General features: G+C 67.3%; 22 protein-coding genes and 1 tRNA gene. 14 read left to right on the forward strand and 9 right to left on the reverse strand.

Going from position 1 to position 22,756, the window contains the following annotated elements; genetic code table 11:
- Positions 1–138 precede the first annotated feature (138 nt).
- Together PVT71_RS05175 and PVT71_RS05180 are read left to right on the forward strand one after the other, a co-directional pair.
- Positions 139–750, forward strand: coding sequence for a hypothetical protein (locus PVT71_RS05175; protein ID WP_353473438.1), 612 nt, complete (start codon positions 139–141; stop codon positions 748–750).
- Positions 751–760: 10 nt separating this feature from the next.
- Positions 761–2,437 carry a virulence-associated E family protein gene (locus tag PVT71_RS05180; RefSeq protein ID WP_353473439.1) on the forward strand — a complete coding sequence of 559 codons (1,677 nt, stop codon included), beginning with the start codon at positions 761–763 and terminating at the stop codon, positions 2,435–2,437.
- Positions 2,438–3,001: 564 nt separating this feature from the next.
- Here the strand turns inward: PVT71_RS05180 and PVT71_RS05185 are convergent.
- The 4 genes from PVT71_RS05185 to PVT71_RS05200 form a co-directional block, all read right to left on the reverse strand.
- A tRNA-Thr gene (locus PVT71_RS05185) sits at positions 3,002–3,077 on the reverse strand.
- A gap of 180 nt (positions 3,078–3,257) precedes the next feature.
- Positions 3,258–4,826, reverse strand: a complete 1,569-nt coding sequence (locus PVT71_RS05190; protein ID WP_353473440.1) for a heme biosynthesis HemY N-terminal domain-containing protein — start codon at positions 4,824–4,826, stop codon at positions 3,258–3,260.
- Between the two features lie 18 nt (positions 4,827–4,844).
- Positions 4,845–6,371: a hypothetical protein gene (locus tag PVT71_RS05195; protein ID WP_353473441.1), complete on the reverse strand. Its 1,527-nt coding sequence runs from the start codon at positions 6,369–6,371 to the stop codon at positions 4,845–4,847.
- A gap of 13 nt (positions 6,372–6,384) precedes the next feature.
- Positions 6,385–7,182, reverse strand: a complete 798-nt coding sequence (locus PVT71_RS05200; protein ID WP_353473442.1) for a uroporphyrinogen-III synthase — start codon at positions 7,180–7,182, stop codon at positions 6,385–6,387.
- 87 nt (positions 7,183–7,269) lie between these two features.
- Here PVT71_RS05200 and tsaD point away from each other — a divergent pair, with 87 nt between their 5' ends.
- The 5 genes from tsaD (at position 7,270) to PVT71_RS05225 (ending at position 10,474) form a co-directional block, all read left to right on the forward strand.
- Positions 7,270–8,349 carry a tRNA (adenosine(37)-N6)-threonylcarbamoyltransferase complex transferase subunit TsaD gene (tsaD, locus tag PVT71_RS05205; protein WP_353473443.1) on the forward strand — a complete coding sequence of 360 codons (1,080 nt, stop codon included), beginning with the start codon at positions 7,270–7,272 and terminating at the stop codon, positions 8,347–8,349.
- Positions 8,346–9,305, forward strand: a complete 960-nt coding sequence (locus PVT71_RS05210) for an NAD(P)H-dependent glycerol-3-phosphate dehydrogenase (protein ID WP_353473444.1) — start codon at positions 8,346–8,348, stop codon at positions 9,303–9,305. The genes tsaD and PVT71_RS05210 overlap by 4 nt, the downstream gene beginning before the upstream one ends.
- 2 nt (positions 9,306–9,307) lie before the next feature.
- Positions 9,308–9,580, forward strand: coding sequence for a YciI family protein (locus PVT71_RS05215; RefSeq protein WP_353473445.1), 273 nt, complete (start codon positions 9,308–9,310; stop codon positions 9,578–9,580).
- Positions 9,581–9,584: 4 nt separating this feature from the next.
- Positions 9,585–10,004, forward strand: a complete 420-nt coding sequence (locus PVT71_RS05220; RefSeq protein ID WP_353473446.1) for an EVE domain-containing protein — start codon at positions 9,585–9,587, stop codon at positions 10,002–10,004.
- A 77-nt stretch (positions 10,005–10,081) separates the two neighbouring features.
- A complete protein-coding gene (locus PVT71_RS05225; RefSeq protein WP_353473447.1) occupies positions 10,082–10,474 on the forward strand; it encodes a DUF1761 domain-containing protein in 393 nt (130 codons plus the stop codon).
- A gap of 215 nt (positions 10,475–10,689) precedes the next feature.
- On the opposite strand, the gene PVT71_RS05230 is transcribed toward PVT71_RS05225, so the two are convergent.
- Positions 10,690–11,031: a DUF2853 family protein gene (locus PVT71_RS05230; protein ID WP_353473448.1), complete on the reverse strand. Its 342-nt coding sequence runs from the start codon at positions 11,029–11,031 to the stop codon at positions 10,690–10,692.
- 264 nt (positions 11,032–11,295) lie between these two features.
- Between PVT71_RS05230 and PVT71_RS05235 the strand changes: the two genes are divergently transcribed.
- Positions 11,296–11,733, forward strand: coding sequence for a universal stress protein (locus PVT71_RS05235; protein ID WP_353473449.1), 438 nt, complete (start codon positions 11,296–11,298; stop codon positions 11,731–11,733).
- Positions 11,734–11,750: 17 nt separating this feature from the next.
- Positions 11,751–13,316, forward strand: a complete 1,566-nt coding sequence (locus PVT71_RS05240; protein ID WP_353473450.1) for an alanine/glycine:cation symporter family protein — start codon at positions 11,751–11,753, stop codon at positions 13,314–13,316.
- 62 nt (positions 13,317–13,378) lie between these two features.
- On the opposite strand, the gene PVT71_RS05245 is transcribed toward PVT71_RS05240, so the two are convergent.
- On the reverse strand, positions 13,379–14,728 hold the full coding sequence (locus tag PVT71_RS05245; RefSeq protein WP_353473451.1) for an esterase-like activity of phytase family protein: 1,350 nt from the start codon (positions 14,726–14,728) through the stop codon (positions 13,379–13,381).
- A gap of 206 nt (positions 14,729–14,934) precedes the next feature.
- Positions 14,935–16,320 (reverse strand): adenosylhomocysteinase, encoded by a 1,386-nt coding sequence (gene ahcY, locus PVT71_RS05250; protein WP_353473452.1) that lies wholly within the window; start codon positions 16,318–16,320, stop codon positions 14,935–14,937.
- 123 nt (positions 16,321–16,443) lie between these two features.
- Between ahcY and PVT71_RS05255 the strand changes: the two genes are divergently transcribed.
- Genes PVT71_RS05255 through PVT71_RS05265 form a run of 3 tightly spaced genes read left to right on the forward strand, consistent with a single transcriptional unit; the run spans position 16,444 to position 18,208 of the window.
- Positions 16,444–17,124, forward strand: a complete 681-nt coding sequence (locus PVT71_RS05255) for an FkbM family methyltransferase (protein WP_353473453.1) — start codon at positions 16,444–16,446, stop codon at positions 17,122–17,124.
- 2 nt (positions 17,125–17,126) lie between these two features.
- Complete coding sequence (locus PVT71_RS05260; protein WP_353473454.1) at positions 17,127–17,720, forward strand: HD family hydrolase; 594 nt, start codon at positions 17,127–17,129, stop codon at positions 17,718–17,720.
- 50 nt (positions 17,721–17,770) lie between these two features.
- A complete protein-coding gene (locus PVT71_RS05265; protein ID WP_353473839.1) occupies positions 17,771–18,208 on the forward strand; it encodes a GNAT family N-acetyltransferase in 438 nt (145 codons plus the stop codon).
- An 87-nt stretch (positions 18,209–18,295) separates the two neighbouring features.
- On the opposite strand, the gene PVT71_RS05270 is transcribed toward PVT71_RS05265, so the two are convergent.
- Both PVT71_RS05270 and PVT71_RS05275 read right to left on the reverse strand, forming a co-directional pair.
- Positions 18,296–18,850, reverse strand: coding sequence for an ActR/PrrA/RegA family redox response regulator transcription factor (locus PVT71_RS05270; RefSeq protein ID WP_353473455.1), 555 nt, complete (start codon positions 18,848–18,850; stop codon positions 18,296–18,298).
- A gap of 95 nt (positions 18,851–18,945) precedes the next feature.
- Positions 18,946–19,572 carry an SCO family protein gene (locus tag PVT71_RS05275; RefSeq protein ID WP_353473456.1) on the reverse strand — a complete coding sequence of 209 codons (627 nt, stop codon included), beginning with the start codon at positions 19,570–19,572 and terminating at the stop codon, positions 18,946–18,948.
- A 135-nt stretch (positions 19,573–19,707) separates the two neighbouring features.
- On the opposite strand from PVT71_RS05275, the gene regB reads away from it, so the two are divergent.
- Both regB and PVT71_RS05285 read left to right on the forward strand, forming a co-directional pair.
- The gene (gene regB, locus PVT71_RS05280; RefSeq protein ID WP_353473457.1) at positions 19,708–21,096 is read left to right on the forward strand and encodes a sensor histidine kinase RegB; all 1,389 of its coding nucleotides are present in this window, start codon (positions 19,708–19,710) and stop codon (positions 21,094–21,096) included.
- A gap of 112 nt (positions 21,097–21,208) precedes the next feature.
- Positions 21,209–22,714, forward strand: a complete 1,506-nt coding sequence (locus PVT71_RS05285) for a PAS-domain containing protein (protein WP_353473458.1) — start codon at positions 21,209–21,211, stop codon at positions 22,712–22,714.
- Positions 22,715–22,756 lie beyond the last annotated feature (42 nt).

Below are 22,756 nucleotides of genomic sequence, written 5' to 3' on the forward strand. Positions count from 1 at the left end.
AAAAAGGTCGTATCCTTGGGTATGGCCCGCGCTTCATCCGCTCCAAGACCGGAGGTCGCGTTGGCAAGATTCTTTACCGCCGCACCGATGTTGGGAACTGGCTGTCCGGCATGTTGTGTGAGCCGAAAGGGGGCGCAGATGACCGGTAATCTGAAACCCAACCCGACCCGCGCCATTGAGTTCCTCAGATGGCTCAACCCTAGGGCTCCTTTGTACCTTGAGACGATGGCGAGCAAGGGCAAAGCGACTCCGAATGCGAAAGTCTTCAGCTTTACTGACAACGCAAAAGCCGCGTCCTTCGTTGCGTCTGGGAACTCGAACGAGACCCAGTTCAACATCTATTTCCTGCCGAATGCCGAGTTCTTGAAGGGCAAGCGTAAGAAAGAGAACGTTGCCGCCGTACGCTTCCTCCATGTCGACCTGGATTATAAAGACTATCCCGGTGACGGGGACGAAAGAGCAAACTACTTCATGGAAATCCTCCTCGACGCAGAGAAGCGCCCGAAAGGAATACCGCTGCCTACCGCGATCTGGTTCACGGGTGGCGGCTGTCAAGCGGTGTGGAAGCTGGAAGAGCCGTCGCACATCGAGGAGGCCGAAGGTCTCAACAAAGCCTTGTTGTGTGCACTTCAGGGCGGGCCGGGAACCCACAACGCCGACCGCTTGCTTCGCCTGCCTTGGACGATGAACTGGCTGAACGATAAAAAAACGAGCGGATGGTCGCGAGCCGGCCTTGGCGTGGCCGTTTGAACCTATGGCCTTGGGCAAGCCGCCCCGCACCTTTTCGGTGCGCGACTTCCGGTTGAAATTGCCCAAAGAAGTAAGCAAGGCCTCAGGGAAGTCCACGATTACGGTCGCACCTGCGATCGAGGTCGAACCGCTCCCGCTCCCCGACCATCTTTATGACCTGTTGCCGCCGGAGCCGGAATGGGCCGAGGCGATCATGACCGGGAGCAAACCCCCTGGAAAGGACTACGCATCCCGTTCGGAACTAGTTTACGCGGCTGTGATCTGGATGCTCGGCAAAGGTGTGCAACCGGGGCACGTCTTGTCGATCATTCTGTCGCCTGATGCAGGTAATAGCGCTCATGTGCGTGACAACGCTGCTCCGCTTGCCTACGCGCGCCGTCAGGTGGTGCGTGCGATGAGCGCTATAGAAATAAGCACCGACTGCTGGCCGATCCGCGATGACGATAACCGCCCCATTCGGAATCTCCCTCAGAACATCCGCTATGCACTGGCCAAGCTCGGCGTCGATGCTCAGCGCAACACGTTCACGCATACAGACGAGTTCCGTGGCTATGGGCTCGATGGGCGTGACCTGAACGATATCGTCGAAATTCTGTCCAGCGCGTTCAGCCGCGATTTGGATATCACCGCAGCACCGGCGTATATCAAGCGTGAGTTGCTGGCGATTGCGCATGAGCAGAAGTACCACCCCGTCGAGGACTATCTTGATGGTCGTGTGTGGGACGGTACGCCTCGGATTGACAAATGGTTGGCCGAGTATTGCGGTGCCGAAGACAGCGAGTTGAACGCCGAATTCGGCAGCAAGCTTCTGATTGCAGGGGTGCGCCGAATCAAGGAGCCCGGTGTAAAATTTGACACGATGCTCGTACTCGAAGGCGCGCAAGGTGCGGGCAAGTCCCAAGTCGCACAGCGCCTTGCCATCTGCGACGAGTGGTTCTGTGGCAGCCTCGATCTCAAGAGCGATGACAAGACCAAGGCCGAGATGATGACCCGCGCGTGGATTGTCGAATGTCAGGAATTGGACGACATGAACAAAACGACGAGTCAGAGCTTGAAGAAGTTCTTGAGCACCGCCGTCGATATGTTTCGCCCGGCCTATGCCCGCAACGCTACGGAGTTTCGCCGTCACTGCATCATCTTGGGCACGACAAATGAACTCGCGTATCTGCGCGACCTTACGGGCAATCGCCGCATCTGGCCGGTGACCGTCGGGAAGATAGATCTGGCGCGGTTCAGCTCAGATGTAGATCAGCTCTGGGCAGAGGCAGTCGTGCGCGAGGAGGCGGGCGAGTCGATTGAATTGTCTCCGCATTTGTGGGCTGCCGCCTCGAAGTTGCAGGGTGAGCGCATGGTTGAGGACGCCATCGCGGACGTTCTGGAGGACGCTTTTGCCCAGAAGACGGGACGCGTATCGATGGATAGCGTTAAGCTCCTTGTCGACATCGACACTGCGCGTATGACACCGATGGAGGCCCGGCGGATAAAGGCGGTCATGACCGGGTTGGGGCGGGAGTATGGCACCCATCGCCTTCATGATCTCGGTAAGCAGGAAAAGGCTCAGCGCAGGGGGTTCGCACGCGGCAACCCGGATGAGCGCAAGTCCGAGTTCATCGCGAAACGCGTCGACAGGGGCGTGGTCGTCATCCTGCCTCTTGATACCAGGTGTGATGATGAACCGCCGTTTTGAGCCGCCCAGCGCAACCCGAAACGTTAAATAGGGCCCAACCTGGCCCGCATACTACCAGGCGGGGCGCTACGGTGCCTCGCCATTTTGATATTCTGAAACCTTTCGAGCTAAGTAACTGTTACAAGTTACAAAAGTGCCGTTGGCGGGCAAGTTGGGCTTTAGCTTCACAGCGCGCAGGAGAGGGGCGCACAGCGCGCCTTGGGCTTATTGGCAGGGGGTGGTAAGGCAACACCCAATGTGGCTTGTCCGGCCCGCTCCTGGCCCCTCTGGTAGGCATGGCCGTGTCTAGAAGGACCTTGCTCTACAGCTCGTCATTCGGCCACGTGGCTCTTGATGGGGGCGTTCGCGTTGGTCTGTTGCAAAATGACCTCGAAACCATTCGTCGGGGGGAGTAGCCCTCATCTTTAGGAGGGAGAACTCGTAAGCAGTGTGCCTTTGGAAAACAGCGCTCGAAGCGTCCTGAAGCAAACGCTTGATGCCCGCTGGGCCGGCTACGAGAGGTGTCCCCATCCGCAATATGGCGGAGGAGAAAAAGCGTTCCGTATGCGATTGTGTTTTGAGAAGTGGTGCCGCTGAAGGGACTCGAACCCCCGACCCCATCATTACGAATGACGTGCTCTACCAGCTGAGCTACAGCGGCAACCTTCTCTGTCGTGGCCCTACTATGGCCCTACTAACACCCACGCGCCGCTTCTAAGCTATTGCCTAGAAAGGTCAATCCTAAGCAGACCCGCTACTTACGAATGACGTGCTCTACCAGCTGAGCTACACCGGCACTGGTGGGCGGCCTCTTAGCATCGAGGCCGCCGCAGGAAAAGGCCTATTTTGCCTTCTCGTGCTCGAGCTCCTGCGCGGTCATCCCGGGCGCGTCCTCGACCGTCTCGGCATCGGGGACGTCGGGCCTGGCCGCGGGCGCGGTTTCGAAGGACTCCTCCGCCATGTCCGGCCGCGGCGTCAGCACCTCGGGCGCCTCGGCGGCGGCCTCCGCCGCGGCCCCCTCGGCCCTGCGGTCCTCGAGCGAGCCGATGATCAGCGGCAGCATCTCGGCCCCGGCGGGGGCGACGTCGGACTGCGGCGGGCTGCGCCAGCTGAGCGTGTCGAAGCCCTCGCAATTGGCGCAGACCGGCACCCATTCGGCGTGGATGTGGTTGCACTTGTCGCAGACCCACTGCGGGCCGCGCGGCGCCAGCAGCGCCTTGGCGAGCCATCCGCGCACCACCGGCTCGGCCGCGCCCTCGCCCTTGGCGATGGCCGCCATGACGGTCAGCACGCGGGCATCGGGCTCGGTCTCGGCGAGGTTCCCCACGGCACGGCGCGCCTCGGGGAAGTCCTCGGCGGCCAGCGCCAGCTCGGCCTTGAGCAGCTTGGTCTCGCGGTGATCGGGGTTGATCGTGGTGAGCGTGCCGAAGCGCTTCATCCGCGCCGCCGGGGTCTCGTCGGGGGCGATCTCGGCGAAGGCGGCGGCGAGGTCCGGGTGCGGCTGCACAGACCAGGCCTTCTTGAGGATGCGGGTCGCCAGCTTCGGCTTGTCCTGCGCGATGTAGGAGCGCGCCGCCATGGCCGCGCCGGGGATCAGGTCGGGCGAGCCCTTGGACGCGGCGATCGCCGCCTCGCGGGCCTCGATCGGCTTGTCCTCGTCCATGATGTCCTTGGCTTCCGACAGCGCCAGCACGGCGTCGCGGCGGCGGTAGACGTCGCGCGGCAGGGCGCCGTGCTTGAGCTTGGCCGAGAGCGTCTTGCGCGCGCCCTGCCAGTCATGTTTCGAAGCCTGCAGCTGCAGCAGCACGTCCTGCACTTCCTCGTGCTTGGGCTTGAGGGCAAAGGCGCGCTCGGCCAGCTTCAGCGCCGTGTCCGTGTCGCCCTTGGCGAGCTTCTGCTTCATCATCCCGCGGATGCCGACGAATCGGGTCTGCTCGTTGGTGATGAGCTTCTTGTAGACCTCCTCGGCCTTGCGCGTGTCGCCGGTCATCTCGGCGGCCTGGGCGGTCAGCAGCTGGGTGACCTCGGGCTTGTGCAGGTAGCGCTCGGCCTTCTCGGCCTTGGCCATGGCGAGCTTGCCCTCGCCCGAGGCGAGCGCGAGCAGCCCCTCGGACATGGCCTGGTAGCCCTTGCGCTCGCGGTTGCGGTCGAAATAGCGCGACAGCGCCGTGTCGTCGCCGTTGATGAACTTCAGCACCGCGATGAGCAGCGAGACCAGCTTGAAGACCACCCAGAGCACGAAGACCAGCACGATGGCCGCGATCACCGACTGCAGCGGCCCGAGGGTGAATTCCATCCCGCCGGCGGTGATCTGCACCCCGCCCTGGCTTTCCATGAGGTAGCCGGCCCCTAGGGTAAGCCCCGCCACGGCGGCGACGAAGAGAACGATTTTCAGAAGTGACCAAAGCATGAAAACGATCCCCTACCCTCAGTTCTGGTTCAGTGTCTGTGCAACGGCATCCGCGCCGTCGAGCGCCGCCTTGCGCGCCTCGGCGCGGGCGGTCCAGCCGGCAAGCTCGGCCTGCGCGGGCTCGGGCAGGGCCGAGAGCTCGGTCAGCGTCGCGTTCAGGTCGCCCGAGCGCAGCGCCGCCTCGGCGCGCGAGAGCACCGCGTCCGGGTCATCGCCCTCGCGCGGCTCGACCGAGCGCGCGCCAAGCTGGTTGGCGAAGAAGGTGGTGAAGCGGCTGGCGGTGTCCTCGGTGGTGGCCTCGGCGCGGCGCGCGGCCGAGAGCGCCTCGCGCGCGGCGGCCGGGAACTCGGCCACCAGCACCGCATGGGTCGGGGCGCCGTCGCCGGCGGTGGCGGCCAGCCCCTCGGGCACCGTGACGCCGTTGGCCTCCAGCACCTGCAGCGCCTCGCCATAGGGCGTGCCGTCACGCAGCGCGGTGTTGATTTCCGAAAGCGCGGTGCGCGACTTGGCCAGCATCGCCTGGTCCGAGGCGGTCTGCTTGGCGGCCAGCGCCTCCTGCGTCATCTGCTCGACCTCGGCGCGCTGCGTCTCGATCGCGGTGCGCACGTCGGCCAGCGCCTTTTCATAGGCCGCCATGGCCTCGGGCGAGACCGACTCGGACAGCCACTGGGTCTGCATCTCCTCGATGCGGCCCTGCAACTGGGTGACCTGCTCGGTGAGCGACGCGGCAGAGCCCTCGGCGGCCTGCATCCGCTGGCCGAGATCGGCGGTGGAGCTTTCGAGGCCCGACAGGTCGATCCCGCCCACCTGCGCCGCGGTCTGCTCGACCGTGCCGCTGAGCGCGGTGATCCGTTCGGACTGCTGGGTCAGCGAGGCGGCGGTCTGCGCCTCGAAGGCGGCGCCGCCATCGCCGAAGGGGAAGCTGCCGGACTGGTAGCTCGACGCGCCCCAGCCGAGCGCCGCGGCGAGGATGCCGCCAAGCGCCATGGGCACGAAGCCGCCCTTGCGCTCGACCACGGTCTCGCGCACCACCTCGGGCTGCGGCACGAAGACGGGCTCGGCAGGGATGTCCTGCGCGGGAAGCGTGTCGTCCCCCGCGGCGATCAGGGTCTCGGCCTCCTTGCCGACATCGGCCTCGCTGTCGAGATCGACCGCCTCGCCGACGGAGTGGATCGATTCCATCGAGTTTGCGGGTTCCTGCGCGACGGTGTCCGGCGCCTCGCCGCTGGACAGCGAGTCGTCGCCCTCCAGCGTGTCGGTGCGATCCGACGCGACGATGGTGTCGACGTCTTCGGCGGGCAGGGTGTCCGGTGCGCCGGTCCCGAGAACTTCGGGCTCCGCGGTCACGGTCTCTGCGACCACCGTCCCTTCGGGCACCGTCTCCTCGACCGCCGTCTCCTCGGCAAGCCTGTCCCCGGTCACCGGGGTGACCGTGTCCGGCGCTTCGGCCGCGGGGGTCTCGGTTTCGGGGGTTTCGACCTCGGGCGTGCTGCCCGTCTCCGGCTTGTCCCTGGCGTCGTTCACAGGCTTCTTCTTGTCGGCCACGCGGTCCACCCTTTCAATCTGTCGCTTGCGGATCCCTCGGGGACCTCGCGTCACTTCCATAACTTTTCACGGCCCCGGGACGATCCACAAGCGATCGCGCGCATTCTAGGAGCTTTTCCACCGACTTACGCATCAGCCGGCCGTCGGGTCGCAAAACAATCTCTGAGTCGAGAACATAGAGGCCGGAGAGGGCCGCTTCCACCTCTGCGCTCATCAATGCGGCGAAAAGCGGCGCGGTAGCGTTAACGACCCCGGCGGCCTCTGCAAAAATCGCGGCGCTGCGCGGTGAAAAAAGCGGCACGACCACCGGCACCTGGCCGCGCAGGGCGGCGACGGCCTCGGCGGTAAGGGGGCGAGTCGGCTGGTCGTAGATCACCGCCTCGGCGCAGGGCTGGCCCGCGGCGGCCAGACGCGCGGCGACCTCGCCGCGGGCATGGGTGCCGCGCAGGTGCAGCAGCCGTCCGCCCGGCGCCTCGGCGAGCACCAGCGCCAGCAGCGACTCGGCATCGCCGCCGGCGACGCGGGGGGTCATGCCGGCCTCGCGCAGGGCGCGGGCCGTGGCCTCGCCCACCGCATAGGCGGGCAGCGCCGGGCCACCCAGCTCGGCATAGGCCCGCACGCCGTTGGCGGAGGTAAAGACCAGCCCGGTGATCCCCTCCATCGCGGGCAGCGCGCCACGGGTCTCGACCTCGATCAGCGGGCTGAGGATCGGCGTGAACCCGGTGACACCCTCGTCCAGCAGCTCCGCGACGAAACGCTCGGAGGCCGCGCGCGGGCGCGTGAGCAGCAGGAAGGGCTGGGATTCTGGCATCCTTGCTCCGGGATTCTGGGGGCCGGGATTGTGGGGCCGGTGTGCAGGTGGTAGCTGCAAGGACACCATGATGCAACGGACGCGCCGATGCCTGAACTGACGATCCTGGGACTGGAAAGCAGCTGCGACGACACCGCCGCCGCCGTGCTGCGCGGGCAGGAAATCCTGTCTTCGGTGGTGCTTGGTCAGGCGGAGCTGCACGCGGCTTTCGGCGGCGTGGTGCCCGAGATTGCCGCCCGCGCCCATGCCGAGAAGCTCGACCTGGCGATCGAACAGGCGCTGGCGCAGGCCGGCGTTCCGGTGAGCGAGCTCGACGCCATCGCGGTGACCGCCGGCCCGGGCCTCATCGGCGGCGTGCTCTCTGGCGTGATGATGGGCAAGGGCATCGCGGTCGCCACCGGCAAGCCGCTGATCGGGGTCAACCACCTTGCCGGCCACGCGCTGACACCGCGGCTGACCGACGGGCTGGCCTATCCCTATCTCATGCTGCTGGTCTCGGGCGGGCACTGCCAGTTCCTCGTCGTGCGCGGCCCGCAGGACTTCACCCGGCTCGGCGGCACCATCGACGACGCGCCTGGCGAGGCCTTCGACAAGACCGCCCGCCTGCTCGGCCTGCCGCAACCCGGCGGCCCCTCGGTCGAGGAGGCGGCACAGGACGGCGACGAGAAGCGCTTCCGCTTCCCCCGCCCGCTGCTCGACCGCGAGGGCTGCGATCTGTCGTTCTCCGGCCTGAAGACCGCGCTTCTGCGGATGCGCGACAAGCTGATCGACGAACAGGGCGGGCTGCACCGTCAGGACGTGGCCGACCTCTGCGCCGGGTTCCAGGCGGCCGTGCGCGACGTGCTGGCCGAGAAGACCCGCCGCGCTTTGCGGGTCTATCTCGGGGAAAATCCCGCCGAACCGGCGCTGGCCGTGGCCGGGGGCGTCGCCGCCAACAAGGCTCTTCGCGGCGCGCTAGAGGCGGTCTGCGCCGAGCATGGAACCGCCTTCACCGCGCCGCCGCTGCGGCTCTGCACCGACAATGCGGCGATGATCGCCTACGCCGGCGGCGAGCTTCTGGCGGCGGGCGAGGTGTCGGACATGAGCCTTGCCGCGCGGCCGCGCTGGCCGCTCGACAAGGCCGCGGCGCCGCTGCTCGGCTCGGGCAAGAAGGGAGCCAAGGCGTGATCGGGGTTCTCGGCGCGGGCGCCTTCGGCACGGCACTGGCCGTGTCGCTGGCGCGCGACGGGCGAAAGGTCATGCTCTGGGGACGCAGCGCCGCCTCGATGGACGAGATGGCGCGCAGCCGTCAGACCGACCGGCTGCCCGGCGTGACCCTGCCCGAGGGCATCGAGATCACCGCCGACCTCGACCGCGCCGCTTCTGCCGAGACACTGCTTCTGGCGGTGCCGATGCAGACGCTTTCCGCCGTGTTGGGGTCGATTCAAAGCCCGCTCGAGGGGCAGAAGCTCGTCGCCTGCTGCAAGGGCATCGACCTTGCCACCGGCGAGGGTCCGAGCCACGTCATCACCCATGCCAAGCCGGGCGCCCTGCCGGCGATCCTCACCGGGCCGAGCTTTGCCGCCGACATCGCGCGCGGCCTGCCCACGGCACTGACGCTGGCCTGCGAGGACCCCGAGGCGGGGCTCGTGCTGCAGCACGTGCTCTCGACCCGGACCGTTCGGCTCTACCGCAGCACCGATGTCACCGGGGCCGAGGTCGGCGGCGCGCTGAAGAACGTCATGGCCATCGCCTGCGGCGCCTGCATCGGCGCGGGCTTCGGCGATTCCGCCCGCGCCGCGCTGATGACCCGCGGCTTTGCCGAGATGACCCGGCTGGCGGTGCATCTTGGCGCCAAGCCCGAGACCCTTGCGGGGCTCTCGGGTCTGGGCGATCTTGCGCTCACCTGTACCTCGGACCTGTCGCGCAACTACCGCTACGGGCAGGCGCTCGGCCGGGCCGAAGGCTTCGATCCCTCGGTCACAGTCGAGGGCGCCGCCACCGCCCGGGCCGTCGCCGCGCTGGCCGACCGCGAGGGGCTGGCGATGCCGGTCTCGAAGGTGGTCGCCGCGCTGACCGAGGGACAGGTCACGATTTCCGAAGCTCTGGAGGAGCTTCTTTCCCGACCCCTGAAGGAGGAATGACCATGCTCGTCGCACTCGTCGCCAAGGACAAACCCGGCGCCCTCGACATCCGCAAGCACACCCGCGCGGAGCACCTCGCCTATATCGAGCGCACCGGCGTCGTGTCGCAGGCCGGCCCGCTGCTGGACGAGGCGGGCGAGATGGCGGGCAGCCTTGTGATCCTCGACGTCGCCGACATGGCCGCCGCGCAGGACTGGGCCGACAAGGACCCCTACGCGCTGGCGGGCCTCTTCGAGAGCGTCACGCTGACCGCCTGGAAGAAGGTCATCGGGTGATCCCATGAGATATTGGCTCTTCAAGTCCGAGCCCTCGACCTGGTCCTGGGAGGACCAGGTCCGCAAGGGCGACGCGGGCGAGGAATGGGACGGCGTGCGCAACTACCAGGCCCGCAACTTCATGCGCGAGATGAAGCTCGGCGACCGCGGCTTCTTCTACCACTCGCAGAGTGAGAAGGCGGTGGTCGGCATCGTCGAGATCTGCGCCGAGGTGCACCCCGACAGCAAGGCCGATGACCCGCGCTGGGAATGCGTGGACATCCGGGCGGTCGAGAAGCTGCCGCAGCCGGTCACGCTCGACGAGATCAAGGGCGACCCGGCGCTGGCCGAGATGGCGCTGGTCAAGCAGTCGCGCCTGTCGGTGCAACCGGTGACCGAGGCCGAGTTCCTGCATGTCTGCGCGAAGGGTGGCCTCAGGGGCTGAAGCCGCCGGGCCGCGAAACCCGCTAGGCAGCGCGCCGCCTTTGCGGCAGGCTTCCCGCGAGAGCGAGGGAGGCCCTTATGGAATTCATCAGCGTGATCGTCGCGGCGCTGGCCGGGTGGCTGTTCGGCGCGGCCTGGTACATGAGCCTGTCGAAGCCATGGCTCGCCGCCTCGGGCATCGAGTGCGATGCCAATGGCAAGCCGAAGAACTCGAGCCCCCTGCCCTTTGCGCTCTCGGCCATCGCGATGCTGCTGGTGGCGGGCATGATGCGCCACGTCTTCCACGAGGCGGGCGTGGTCACCGCCGGGGCCGGGCTGCTTTCTGGGCTCGGCATCGGGCTCTTCTTCATCTCGCCCTGGATCATGATCAACAACGCCTATGGCCAGCGCCCCTTCCGGCTGACGCTGATCGACGGCGGCTACGCGACCTTCGGCTGCGCGGTGATCGGGCTGGTGCTGGGGCTGTTCTGAGAGGCCCGGGGCGCTCGGCGCCTCCAGCGGATCAAGACTGGAACAGCCAGAATAAAGCCAGGGGTCCCGCCAAAGGCCGGACCCCTGCACCACCCAGCGTGCTCCCACACACGTCTCGGAGAGAATGGATCCGACCGTTCTGGCCGATCCCTCAACATCGCAGCTTCCCCGCCCGGGGGCAAAGGCGAAGTGCCTAGAATTCTAGCGAGCCCGGCTCAGGCGTAGGCGCCATCCTTGCCGAAATGCTTCACCAGCATGTAGTAGACCACCGCCCGGTACTTGTTGCGCTCGGAGCGGCCATAGGTCTCGACCACCGCGTTGATCGCGTCCATCAGCTCCGGCCCGTCCTCGAGCCCCAGTTTCTTGACGAGGAAGTTGTCCTTCACCGTTTCCAGCTCGTGCTCCTGGCTGGCGGCGACGGTCGCCGCGTCGGCATCGTAGATCGACGGACCGCAGCCGATGGTGACCTTGGTCAGCAGATCCATGTCGGGCTCCATGCCGCACTTGTCGCGCAGGTCCTCCGCGTATTTCTCGATCAGCTCGTCTCGCTTGCCCATGTCACTCTCCCATACGACAGGTTGTCCCGGCCCCACCATCGCGACCGTCACGCCGAAGACTACAGTTGCCGAGCATTGTTGAAAAGAAGGATGGAATTGTCTCAATCCGGCCCCTGAACCCTAGGGCACGATGGCATTGACCTTTTTTTGGTGACAAAGGCGTGATGCGACCCCCAGCATGGGGGCGGGGGAGTAAAAGCTCATCCAGACCCGGATAACGGGCAAAGCAGCCTGCTCCCCAGACGCACAAACCGGGGAATACCAATGGCAACAGAAACGTTTGTCGTCGCCTACGAGAACAAGGAAGGTGATGACGGCCTGCTCGATTACGCAATCGCGCGGGCCAAGAAGGACGATGCGGCGCTGCTGCTCGTCCATATCCTCGAATGGTCGCCCTACAAGTTCCTGACCCCTCAGGAACTCGAGGAACGCCACGCCCGCCGCAAGGAGGAGCTGACGCGGGCCAAGGAGGTGATCCTCGATCCGGCGCTTGCCAAGGTGCAGGCCGCGGGGCTCGAGGGCGATTGCCGCATCCGCTACGGCTCGGTCGTAGAGCTGGTGGCCGAGATCGCCGCGGACGCGGGCGCAAGCATGATCTTCGTCGGACGTTCGGGCACGCAGTCCATGGCCGCGCGCATCTTCGGATCCGTGCCGCTGGGCCTCGCGCAGATCGCCACCGTGCCAACCGTCATCGTGCCCTGAGCCGCAGGAGACCTCCTATGAAACGCACTCTCAAAGCCTCTCACGCCGTCCTGCCGGGCCTCGGCGCGGCGCTTGCCGCCGTTCCCGCCCAGGCGCAGGACGCGGCGCACAGCATCGACGAGTCGATCAACGAATTCGTCGGCGGGCTGACCGGCCCCTTCGTCGGCTTCATCTTCGCCCCCTTCCCCGGCACCTCCTTCCCCTGGATCGTGCTCTGGCTGGTGGTCGCGGCTGCGATCTTCACCTTCTACTTCCTCTTCGTGCAGTTCCGCGCCTTCCCGCATTCGATCGCGCTGGTCTCGGGCAAGTATTCCGACCCGAACGACGCGGGCGAGGTCAGCCACTTCCAGGCCCTGGCCACGGCGCTCTCGGGCACGGTCGGGCTCGGCAACATCGCCGGCGTCGCGGTGGCCGTGTCGATCGGCGGGCCGGGCGCGACCTTCTGGATGATCCTCGCCGGGCTCATGGGCATGGCGTCGAAGTTCACCGAATGCACGCTCGGCGTGAAATACCGCAATGAATACGCCGACGGCACCGTCTCGGGCGGCCCCATGTACTACCTCAGCAAGGGCATGGCGGAGCGCGGCTTCGCGGGCCTCGGCAAGGTGCTCGCGGTGATCTTCTCGATCTTCTGCGTGCTCGGCTCGCTCGGCGGCGGCAACATGTTCCAGGCCAACCAGGCGCATGCGCAGCTGGCCAACATCCTCGGCGACTACCCCGGCTGGATCACCGGCGTGATCTTCGCCGCGATCGTCTTCGCGGTGATCGTCGGCGGCCTGAAGAGCATCGCCCAGGTGACCGAGAAGATCGTGCCCTTCATGGGCATCCTCTACTGCGGCACGGCGCTGATCATCATCGCGATCAACTACGACCGCATCGGCTGGGCGCTCGGCCAGATCTTCGAGGGCGCCTTCACCGGGCTCGGGGTCGCCGGCGGCCTTGCCGGGGCGCTGATCCAGGGCTTCAAGCGCGCCGCCTTCTCGAACGAGGCGGGGGTCGGCTCGGCCGCCATCGCCCATTCGGCGGTGCGCACCAAGGAGCCGATCACAGAGGGCTTCGTGTCGCTGCTCGAGCCCTTCATCGACACGGTGGTGATCTGCACCATGACCGCGCTGGTCATCGTGATCACCGGCGTGCTGCAGGTGGATGCCGAGACCGGCCAGTACATCTGGAACGCCGACCTCGGCCGGGTCGAGACAGTCGGCGACGTCTCGGGCGTGGCGCTCACCTCGGCGGCCTTCGAATCCGCGATCAGCTGGTTCCCCTACGTGCTCGGCCTCGCGGTGATCCTCTTCGCCTTCTCGACGATGATCTCCTGGAGCTACTACGGGCTGAAGGCCTGGACCTACCTCTTCGGCGAAGGCCACGTGCAGGAGCTGAGCTTCAAGATCCTCTTCTGCATCTTCGTCGTCATCGGCGCGGCGATGAACCTCGGCCCGGTGATCGACTTCTCGGATGCGGCGATCTTCGCCATGGCGCTGTTCAACATCATCGGCCTCTACTTCCTGATGCCGATCGTGAAGGCCGAGATGCTGAGCTACACCGCGCGGCTGAAGTCCGGCGAGATCAAGCGCTACGCCTGATCCCGGCCAGTTCGGACGACAAGGGGGCGCCTGCGGGCGCCCCCTTTTTCATTTCCACCGGCTCACTTCGCCGCGAGCAGCTCCGGCACCTCGAGCAGGATGAACTCGTTGTGCGCCGCCTCGCCCGGCACGCGCCCGCCCGAGAAGGGCAGGTTGTTGTCGTTGGCGACGATGATGTGGGTCTCGTCCACCGCGATCACGTCCTCGATGGTGAAGAAGGGGAAGCTGAAGTGCTCGCCGCCCGCGCCCATGCCCTCGAGCGCCTTGGCGTCCGGATCGGCGATGTTCAGCAGGTCGACCTGGCCGATGCGGCGGACAAGGCCCTCCTCGTCGGTGTCGGCCATGTCGACCAGCACGATGTTCTTCACCTTCGCCGGGTTCGGATAGCAGTCCGCCGTCTCGGCCGCGCCCTCGGCGCAGGCCATCGAGAGGTCGCCCTCGCCGTTGTCGCGCTCGATGACCAGCGCGCGGGTCTCGTCGATGAAGTTGAAATCGCCGATCGCGGTCGCGCCCTCGGCCAGCTGGAACTTCACGCTCTCGCCGGTCCATTCCCCCGCCTTCGGGTCGAAGGCGATGACGCGCAGGAACGGGCCCTCGGTCTCGCCGCCCTCGATGAGGATCGGCTTCTCCAGCATCGCCCAGAGCAGGTTGGTGCCCGGCTGCAGCGCCATGCCCTCGTAGCCGCCCGAACGCTGCACCTGGAAATCGGTGCCCGGGGTGGCGGGGACGAAGACGCTGTAGGTGTCCGGCCCGTGCAGTTCCTTGCCGTCGAGTTCGGTGGCGAAGACCTCCTTCACCACGCCGTCAAGACCGACGCGGAGGATGTAGGGGCCGAATTCCTCGCCGATCCACACCTCGCCATCCAGCACCTGGATCGACTCGGGGTCGAAGTCGGCGCCGGTCAGGTAACGGGCCTCGGTGCCCTCGTAGGCGATGCGGAAGGGCACTTTGTGATCGGGGTCCGACAGGAAAACGGTCTCGCGGCGCTCGACGGTGCCGGTCTCGAAATCCGGCGCCATGCGGTGGAAGAACAGCATCGCGTCGGGCGAGTTGCGCTTGGTGCCGAAGCCGTTGTCGGTCAGCGTGTAGAGGCTGCCGTCCTCGGCGCGGGTCATGGCAAAGCCCGACATGCCCTGCACCGGCTGGCCGATGAAGGGCAGCGAGATGCCGGTGCCGTGGTTGCCGTAGGCCTTGCCGACATTGCCCTCGACGCTCATCGCCGCCTCGTTGCGCACGGCGCCGGTGAACTTGCCCGAGAGCCAGGCGTCGCGCGGCGCGTCGGCCGGCGGCTCGACCAGCGACAGCGCGGGCAGGAAGGCGTGACCGGCAAGCTTGGCCGGGAAGATCTCCTGGGCCGTGGCGGGCGCGGCAAACGCGCTGGCGAGGGCGAGAAGGGAAAGCGAAAGGCGCATCGGGAACTCCTCGTGGATGCTGCAATGCGCCGCTGCTACGGGCCCCGCGTAACGATCACGTGGCCGTGATGTGACGCCCGGGTGAAACCGCGCGCCCTTTCATCTTTCCCCAAATACTCCCGCCGGAGACGTCTGCCCGCACCAAAAGCGAAACGCCCCGCCGAAGGGGCGGGGCGTCTGCAAGAAAGCCTTGGACAGGCTCTGCCTCAGTAGCGGTAGTGCTCGGGCTTGAACGGGCCCTCCGGCGTCACGCCGATATAGGCCGCCTGCGCCGGCGAGAGCTTGGTCAGCTTGGCGCCGACGCGGTCGAGGTGCAGCCGCGCCACCTTCTCGTCGAGGTGCTTGGGCAGGATGTAGACCTTGTTCTCGTACTGCGCGCCGTTCTTGTAGAGCTCGATCTGCGCCAGCACCTGGTTGGTGAACGAGGCCGACATCACGAAGCTCGGGTGGCCGGTGGCGTTGCCGAGGTTCAGCAGGCGCCCTTCGGAGAGCAGGATGATCTTGTTGCCCGAGGGCATCTCGATCATGTCCACCTGTTCCTTGATGTTGGTCCACTTGTGGTTGCGCAGGTTGGCCACCTGGATCTCGTTGTCGAAGTGGCCGATGTTGCCGACGATGGCCATGTTCTTCATCTCGCGCATGTGCTCGATGCGGATCACGTCCTTGTTGCCGGTCGTGGTGATGAAGATGTCGGCGTCGGCGACGACGTCCTCCAGCAGCACCACCTCGAAACCGTCCATCGCCGCCTGCAGGGCGCAGATCGGATCGGCCTCGGTGACCTTCACCCGCGCGCCGGCCCCGGCCAGCGAGGCGGCCGAGCCCTTGCCCACGTCACCGTAGCCGCAGACCACGGCGACCTTGCCCGCCAGCATCACGTCGGTGGCGCGGCGGATGCCGTCCACGAGGCTCTCGCGGCAGCCGTACTTGTTGTCGAACTTCGACTTGGTGACCGAGTCGTTCACGTTGATCGCGGGGAAGGGCAGCAGGCCCTTCTTCTGCAGATCGTACAGGCGGTGCACGCCGGTGGTAGTCTCTTCCGAGACGCCCATGATGTCGGCGCGGGTCTTGGTGAACCAGCCCGGGCTCAGCTCCATGCGCTTCCGGATCTGCGCGTGGATCACCTCTTCCTCTTCCGAGGTCGCAACGCCCAGGTCCTCACCCGCCTCGGCGCGCGCGCCGAGCAGGATGTAGAGCGTCGCGTCGCCGCCGTCGTCGAGGATCATGTTCGCGCCCTCGGGGAACATGAACGAGCGGTCGAGGTAGTCCCAGTGCTCGGTAAGGGTCTGGCCCTTCACCGCAAAGACCGGCGTGCCGCCCGCGGCGATGGCGGCGGCGGCGTGGTCCTGGGTCGAGAAGATGTTGCACGAGGCCCAGCGCACGTCGGCGCCCAGCGCCTTCAGCGTCTCGATCAGCACGGCGGTCTGGATGGTCATGTGCAGCGAGCCGACGATGCGCGCGCCCTTCAGCGGCTGTGCCTCGCCGAATTCCGCGCGGCAGGCCATCAGGCCCGGCATCTCGGTTTCGGCGATGTCCAGCTCCTTGCGGCCGAACTCGGCCAGCGAAATGTCCTTGACGATATAGTCTTCAGCCATGGTCCGGCGCTCCAATTCGAATATCGGGATTGCTGCGCGGGGTAGCATCCCTTGCTATGCCCCGCAACGTGCATCACAATCCTGCCCGAACGGAAGCATAATCCGCCGCGGAACAGGCCAAGCGTGAACCAGCAAATCCACAGCAACCAGTACGGGTGCTACTGCCTGCCGCACGGGCTCGACAGCCGCCCGGCGGTCAGGGCCGTTCTGGCCGGAGAGGTCTACGAGCCGCAGACCATCGCCTTCATGCGCGCCCGGGCGGGGCGGGGCGACGTGATTCATGCCGGCACCTTCTTCGGGGATTTCCTGCCCGGCGTCGCCTCGGCGCTGGCGCCCGGCGCGGTGCTCTGGGCCTTCGAGCCGAACCCCGGCAGCTTTGCCTGCGCGCAGGAGACGGTCCGCCTCAACGCGCTCGGCAACGTCACCCTCGCCAATGCCGCCCTGTCGAGCGCCGAGGAAAGCGTGCTCTTCCGCACCCATGACGCAACCGGCGCGCCGCTTGGCGGGCTGTCGCATTTCACCGAGACCCCCGGCCCCGGCACCACCCCGGTGCAGGCACTCATGCTCGACTACGTGATCCCCCGCGACCGGCAGGTCTCGATCCTGCAGCTCGACGTCGAGGGCCACGAGAAGCGCGCGCTGAAGGGGGCCTATCACCTCGTCCACCGCTGCCGGCCGATCCTGATCCTCGAGAACCACGGCAACGCGACCTGGATCCAGCGCACGTTCCGCGGCCTCGGCTACGAGATGCGCGGAAAGCTGCACGGCAATTTCGTCTACGCCACAGAAGACCTCGAGGTCTGACCATGCCCAAGCAACCCCGCGCCTGGCAGCGCATGCTCTCCGGCCGCCGCCTCGACCTGCTGGACCCGACCCCGGTCGATATCGAGATCGAGGACATCGCCCACGGCCTCGCCTTCGTCGCCCGCTGGAACGGCCAGACCAAGGGCGACTTCCCCTATTCCGTCGCCGAGCACTCGCTGCTGGTCGAGACGCTGTTCTGCCGCCTCTGCCCCGCCGCCAGCCCCGCCGAGAAGCTCTTTGCCCTGCTGCACGACGCGCCCGAATACGTGATCGGAGACATGATCTCGCCGGTGAAGGCGGCGGTCGGCCCGGGCTACGGCGAGCTCGACAAGCGGCTGGCGGCGGCGATCCACCTCCGCTTCGGCCTGCCCTCCGCGCCCTCGCCCGCGCTGAAGAAGCAGATCAAGAAGGCCGACAACGTCTCGGCCTGGATGGAGGCGGTGCAGATCGCCGGTTTCTCCGAAGCCGAGGCCTCGCGCTTCTTCAAGCGCCCCGACGCCGCCCTGACCGAGGGGCTCGACATCCACCTGCGCCCGCCCGTGGAGGTGCGCCGCGCCTACACGGCGCGCCACGCCGAACTCCTGGAGCTGCTGTGACCGCCTCCCCGATCTCCGTCCGCCGTGCCGGCGCGCTCGATGCAAGGCCGATGGCCGAGCTCCTCAACGAGGTGATCACGCAGGGCGGCACCACCGCCCTGACCGAGCCGGTGACCGGCGACGATCTGCGCCGCTGGATGGCGACGCCCCGTGCCATCTGGCACCTCGCCGAGGCCGGGGACGGCGAGCTGCTCGGCTTCCAGTGGGTCGAGCCGCACCGCGAGCTCGGCGACAGCGTCGCGCAGATCGCCAGCTTCGCGCGGGTCGGCCGCACCAAGCTCGGCATCGGCTCGGCGCTCTTCGAGGCGACCCGCGCCGCCTGCGCCCGCGAGGGCTATGCCTGGATCAACGCCGAGATCCGCGCCGACAACGAGGGCGGGCTGATCTACTACCAGAGCCGCGGCTTCGAGGATTACGGCCATATCCGCGGCTACCGGCTCGGCGACGGCAGCACCGTCGACAAGGTGCTCAAGCGCTACGATCTCTGAGCCGCGCCACGCCCCCGTCTTCCACTTGTCGAAAATATCCCCGCCGGAGGCATGCGCCCGCAGGGCGCACACGTCCGGCGCGCCGCCCTACTTCGGCGAGCGCTTCGCGAGGATGCGCTGCAGCGTCCGGCGGTGCATGTTGAGCCGCCGCGCGGTCTCCGACACGTTCCGGTCGCAGAGCTCGTAGACCCGCTGGATATGCTCCCAGCGCACCCGGTCGGCGCTCATCGGGTTTTCCGGCGGCGGCGGCAGGTCGTCGCCGCGCGACAGCAGCGCGTTGGTGATGTCGGTGGCATCGGCGGGTTTCGACAGGTAGTCGGTGGCGCCGATCTTCACCGCCGCCACGGCGGTGGCGATGGCGCCGTAGCCGGTCAGCACGACGATGCGGCTGTCGGGCCGACGTTCGCGCAGCGCCTCGACCACGTCGAGCCCGTTGCCGTCCTCGAGCCGCAGGTCGACCACCGCGTAGGCCGGCGGACGGGCCTTGGCGATGGCGATGCCGCCGGCGACGGACTCGGCGGTCTCGACCTCGAAGCCGCGCTTCTCCATGGCCTTGGCCAGCCGCTTGAGGAAAGGCTCGTCGTCATCGACAAGCAGCAGCGAGCGATCGTCGCCCAGATCGTCTTGTGTCAGTTCCGCCACGGGGGCCCCCGTTCTTTGGAGCGGCATGAAGCGCCGTATGAGAATTTCTCTTATCCCGCCCGCGACATGCGGTCAAATCGTGGGCGCGTTTCGCGTCACGTCCGGTCGATGAAACAGGCGGCGCGCTCGGCCAGTTCCTCGGGTGTCACGTCACGGCGGAAGAACTCGGCAAAGCCGCTGCCGGGCAGCACGAGGTAGGTGAAGGCCGAGTGGTCCACCGAGTAGTACTCGGGATCGTCGTCGTTCTTCTTGTAGTAGGCCTTGTAGGCCTGCGCCGCCTTTGCGATCTGCGCCTCCGACCCGGTCAGGCCGATCATCTTGGGATGGATGTTGGCGGCATATTGCCCCATCACCTCGGGCGTGTCGCGCGCGGGATCCACGCTGATCATCACCGGCGTCACAGAATAGCCCCTCTCGGCCAGCAGGTCGACCGCCTCGGCGTTGCGCATGTTGTCGAGCGGGCAGACGTCGGGGCAGAAGGTATAGCCGAAATAGAGCAGCGTCGGCTCGGTGATCACCTCGGCATCGGTCACCGTCCTGCCGTCCGGCGTCACCAGCTCGAAGGGCCCGCCGATCGCCCCGGTGCCGCCCGCCACGGCACCCTCGCGGCACTCGGCGAAGCGGTCGTCCCCCTGCCCCAGTTGCGTGGCCACCCACATCCCCGCCGAGAGCGCGACGAGTCCGCCGGCGACGGCGATGGCGAAAAGCGCGGCTGGTCTCATGGCACTCTCCTTCGGAACAGGGCAGGAGATCGCGGCGCGGCGCATTGCAAATCCCCGCCCGGGAATTAACACTCCCAGACCTAACAACTGCCCCCCGGGGATCAAGCGGGAAAGCACTGGAAAGAAGGCATTGGCATGAGCCCGACGGACCAAGGCCTGCTCTGGCAGGAGGAACGCAGCACCTTCATCCGCCTGCGCACGATGATCCTGCTGCGCTGGGTGGCGATCTGCGGCCAGATCGCCGCGCTGGTCGTCGCGCAGTCGATCTACGACCTGCAGCTGCCGCTCGGCCTGTGCTACCTCGCCGTCGGCATCTCGGTGATGGGCAACCTCGTCGCCAGCCTCGTCTTCCCCGAGACCAAGCGCCTGTCGGAAGCCGAGAACTTCCTGATGGTGATGTTCGACCTCCTGCAGCTGTGCTTCCTGCTCTACCTCACCGGCGGGCTGCACAACCCGTTCTCGGTGATGGTGCTTGGGCCGGTCACCGTCTCGGCGGTGATGCTCTCGCTGCGCTCGACCATCGTGCTCAACATCACCGCCTTCCTGCTGATCTCGGGCATGGTCTTCGCGCATGTGCCGCTGCACACGGTCGACGGGCAGGTGCTGCAGATCCCCGACCTCTTCGTCTTCGGACAATGGGTCGCGGTGGCCATCGCGCTGGTCTTCCTGTCGGTCTACGCGCGCCGGGTGACCACCGAGATGAACGCCATGTCCGACGCGCTCAACGCCACGCAGATGGCGCTGTCGCGGCAGCAGAAACTGAACGACCTCGGCGGCGTCGTGGCCGCCGCGGCGCATGAGCTCGGCACGCCGCTGGCGACGATCAAGCTGACCTCGGCCGAGCTCATCGAAGAGCTCGACGACCGGCCCGAGCTGCAGGAGGACGCGCGGCTGATCCGCGCGCAGGCCGACCGCTGCCGCGACATCCTGCGCTCCATGGGGCGGGCCGGGAAGGACGACCTGCACCTGCGCCGCGCGCCGCTGACCGAGGTGATCCGCGAGGCCGCCGAGCCGCACGAGAACCGCGGCAAGCTGGTCTCGCTCGACACGATCGAGGGCACCGAGCTGCCGATGCCGCAGATCCTGCGCCACCCCGAGGTGATCCACGGGTTGCGCAACCTCGTGCAGAACGCCGTGGATTTCGCCCGCAGCCGGGTCTGGATCGAGGCCGGATGGGACGCGCGCAGCGTCACCGTGCGGATCATCGACGACGGGCCGGGCTTTCCGCCGCAGATGATCGGCCGGATCGGCGATCCGATGATCCGCCGCCGCCGCACCGAGGCCGAGCGCCGCGCGCGGCCGGAATACGAGGGCATGGGGCTGGGCCTCTTCATCGCCAAGACCCTGCTGGAGCGCTCCGGCGCCGAGCTGAGCTTTGCCAACGGCTCGGACCCGACCGCGCCCGAGCCGCCGGGCACCCGCCGCGGCGCGGTGGTGGAACTGGTCTGGCCGCGCGACGCAATCGTCGCTCCGGACCTGCCGCCGGGCACTCCGCTCGGCGAGAACCCGGTGTTCGACGGCTGAGGATCCCGGGCCATACCGCGCCCGCGCGAACTTGATCACTCGCTCAAGATTAAGGAAAAATTAACCTTTCTGGCATTAGTGAGGCAGGACGTCCTGACTTGCGGAGATGGGCTTGGACCTGACAGTTGCGCTCGCCATCGGTATCGGCGCCTGCTTCGCCGCCCTCACCGGCGCGCTCATCCTGCGCGAGCCCCGCGACACCAACGGCCCTGCGCGCTCTCCCGAACCGGGGCCCGCATCGGCTGCCGACACCCAGATCCTGATGGCCGGCGGACGGGTGATCGACATGACCCGCGCCGCGCGCCACATGCTCGACCTCGCCCCCGAGGATGCGCCGGGCTGGCCCGACCTGCGCCAGCGGCTCGAGCCCTTCTTCGGCCCCCTGCCCGAGACCGCCCCAAGGGTCTCCGCCAGCTACGCCGCGCTCCATGCGCCGGGCAGCGAGCTGGTGCTTTCGCCCGAGGGCACGTCGCTGCGGCTCTCGGTCCGCGCCCCCTTCCTGCCGGCGGGCCAGCAGCTGAAGCTGCTGCAGGAGCAGCAGGACCTGCCCCGCCTGCGCCGCGCGGTCGCGCTGGTGCCGAGCCCGATCTGGCAGAGCGACGAGGCCGATGCCGTGATCTGGTACAACGCCGCCTACGAGGACGCCTGCGCGCAGGTGGGGGCCGATCCGACCGGCCCCGCGCCGTTCGAGCTTGCGGTCGCCAACGGCAGCGACACGCGCCGCAACCGCACCGCGCTCGGCGCGCGCGGCGAGGAAAGCCAGTTCTGGTACGAGGTCCAGTCGCACCGCACCCGCAACGGCTGGATTCACTTCGCGACCAATATCGACGCGATCATCCGCTCCGAGGTGAACCAGCGCAATTTCCTGCAGACCCTGACGCGCATCTTCGCGCACCTGCCGATCGGCCTCGCCGTCTTCGACCGCGACCGCCGGCTGGCGCTGTTCAACCCCGCGCTGATCGACCTCACCAGCCTTCCGGCCGAGTTCCTCTCCACCCGGCCCAACCTGATGAGCTTCTTCGACGCGCTGCGCGAGGGGCGGATGATGCCCGAGCCGAAGAACTACCAGAGCTGGCGCGAACACCTGTCGGGGGTGATCGCGGCGGCCTCCTCCGATCTCTACGTCGAGACATGGGAACTGCCCTCGGGCCTGACCTACCGGATCACCGGCCGCCCGCATCCCGACGCCGGCATCGCCCTTCTCTTCGAGGACATCAGCTCGGAGATCTCGCTCACGCGCCGCTTTCGGCAGGAGCTCGAGCAGGTGCATTCGGTGCTCGACTGCCTCGAGGACGCGGTGGCGGTGTTCTCGCACCAGGGCGGGCTCAGCTTCTGCAACGAGGCCTATGCGCGGCTCTGGGACGATGACCCCGACACCCGCGTCGCCGAGCTTTCGGTCGCCGGGGCGACCGCCCGCTGGCAGGCCGCCTGCGCGCCGAGCCCGATCTGGGGCGACATCCGCGACTTCGTCCTGAGCTTGCGCGAGCGGGCCTCCTGGGACGCGCCGCTCGACATGCTCGACGGCACGCCCCTGCTCTGCCGGGTGGACCCGATGCCCGGCGGCGCGACCCTCGTCCGCTTCACCGAGCGCACCGTCGCCGCACACGCGCCCGGCTGACGTCCGGATGCCGCTTGCGCGCGCGGGCGGGGGCGGGATCTT

Source organism: Salipiger sp. H15 (genome assembly GCF_040409955.1).
Taxonomy (GTDB): Bacteria; Pseudomonadota; Alphaproteobacteria; order Rhodobacterales; family Rhodobacteraceae; genus Salipiger.

Bases quoted from the DNA above. Each gene is read 5' to 3' on its own strand.
- PVT71_RS05275 (WP_353473456.1), bottom strand. From the start codon at position 19,572: ATGAGACCAGCCGCGCTTTTCGCCATCGCCGTCGCCGGCGGACTCGTC.
- tsaD (WP_353473443.1), top strand. From the start codon at position 7,270: ATGCCTGAACTGACGATCCTGGGACTGGAAAGCAGCTGCGACGACACC.
- PVT71_RS05260 (WP_353473454.1), top strand. From the start codon at position 17,127: ATGCCCAAGCAACCCCGCGCCTGGCAGCGCATGCTCTCCGGCCGCCGC.
- regB (WP_353473457.1), top strand. From the start codon at position 19,708: ATGAGCCCGACGGACCAAGGCCTGCTCTGGCAGGAGGAACGCAGCACC.
- PVT71_RS05265 (WP_353473839.1), top strand. From the start codon at position 17,771: ATGGCCGAGCTCCTCAACGAGGTGATCACGCAGGGCGGCACCACCGCC.
- PVT71_RS05220 (WP_353473446.1), top strand. From the start codon at position 9,585: ATGAGATATTGGCTCTTCAAGTCCGAGCCCTCGACCTGGTCCTGGGAG.
- PVT71_RS05235 (WP_353473449.1), top strand. From the start codon at position 11,296: ATGGCAACAGAAACGTTTGTCGTCGCCTACGAGAACAAGGAAGGTGAT.
- ahcY (WP_353473452.1), bottom strand. From the start codon at position 16,320: ATGGCTGAAGACTATATCGTCAAGGACATTTCGCTGGCCGAGTTCGGC.
- PVT71_RS05190 (WP_353473440.1), bottom strand. From the start codon at position 4,826: ATGCTTTGGTCACTTCTGAAAATCGTTCTCTTCGTCGCCGCCGTGGCG.
- PVT71_RS05225 (WP_353473447.1), top strand. From the start codon at position 10,082: ATGGAATTCATCAGCGTGATCGTCGCGGCGCTGGCCGGGTGGCTGTTC.
- PVT71_RS05230 (WP_353473448.1), bottom strand. From the start codon at position 11,031: ATGGGCAAGCGAGACGAGCTGATCGAGAAATACGCGGAGGACCTGCGC.
- PVT71_RS05245 (WP_353473451.1), bottom strand. From the start codon at position 14,728: ATGCGCCTTTCGCTTTCCCTTCTCGCCCTCGCCAGCGCGTTTGCCGCG.
- PVT71_RS05240 (WP_353473450.1), top strand. From the start codon at position 11,751: ATGAAACGCACTCTCAAAGCCTCTCACGCCGTCCTGCCGGGCCTCGGC.
- PVT71_RS05215 (WP_353473445.1), top strand. From the start codon at position 9,308: ATGCTCGTCGCACTCGTCGCCAAGGACAAACCCGGCGCCCTCGACATC.
- PVT71_RS05200 (WP_353473442.1), bottom strand. From the start codon at position 7,182: ATGCCAGAATCCCAGCCCTTCCTGCTGCTCACGCGCCCGCGCGCGGCC.
- PVT71_RS05175 (WP_353473438.1), top strand. From the start codon at position 139: ATGACCGGTAATCTGAAACCCAACCCGACCCGCGCCATTGAGTTCCTC.